This window comes from Intrasporangium chromatireducens Q5-1 (assembly GCF_000576575.1).
In the GTDB taxonomy this organism is placed as follows: Bacteria; Actinomycetota; Actinomycetes; order Actinomycetales; family Dermatophilaceae; genus Intrasporangium_A; species Intrasporangium_A chromatireducens.
In genome coordinates this window covers 1-821 of record NZ_AWQS01000540.1, presented here as the reverse complement: position 1 = coordinate 821, position 821 = coordinate 1, and the positions used below count along the sequence as shown (strand labels likewise).

At 69.5% G+C, this 821-nt stretch carries 1 protein-coding gene; it reads left to right on the top strand.

What is annotated here, in order from left to right:
- Window positions 1-734 (top strand): L,D-transpeptidase family protein (locus tag N864_RS22775; RefSeq protein ID WP_240474461.1); only part of this gene is annotated, 734 nt, incomplete at its 5' end.
- Window positions 735-821: the final 87 nt, after the last annotated feature.

The following is an 821-nucleotide window of genomic DNA, read 5'->3' as shown; positions in this document are numbered from 1 at the left end:
CGACCACAGCACCCCACGCGTCACCGACGACGAGCCCGAGCGTCCCGGCCACCACCCCGCCACCGGGGCCGCCACCCTCGCCGACACCGACACCACGGGTCCTGCTGCGGCCGGGCGACAGCGGCCCCGCGGTGCGCGCCCTGCAGGCGCGGCTGCGGCAGATCGGCTGGTTCGACGGCGACGTGACCGACTACTACGGCACGAGGACGACCGCGGCCGTGCGTGGGTTCCAGACGAAGCGCGGCCTGGCCGCCACGGGCCTGCTCGACGAGCCGACGTGGCAGCGTCTGGTGGCGATGACCCACCCGCCGACGACCGACGAGCTGAACAACGTCGTCCCGGCGCCGCAGCCCCTCTCCTGGGACGTCGACTCTCGCTGCTTGACCGGATTCGTCATCTGCATCAGCAAGACGACCCGTTCGCTGACGGTCGTTCGGGACGGCACGGCCCGCTACGCCATGGACGTCCGCTTCGGCAGCGAGATGGAGCCGACCCGCGAGGGCGTCTTCCACATCACGTGGAAGAAGGTCGACGTCGTCTCGAACCTCTACCACACGCCGATGCCCTACTCGATGTTCTTCAGCGGCGGCCAGGCGATCCACTACTCCTCGAACTTCGCGCGGCTCGGCTACAACGGCAGCTCGCACGGGTGCGTCAACGTGCGCGACTGGGACGGCATGGTGCGCCTGTACAACGAGACCCCCGTCGGCACCACGGTCGTCATCCACTGGTGAGGGGCGCCCTTTACGCTGGCGAGGACACCCACGACGGCGTAGGAGGCAAGGTGCTGAAGATCGGTTGGAAGGCGTCGGCGGAGCAGT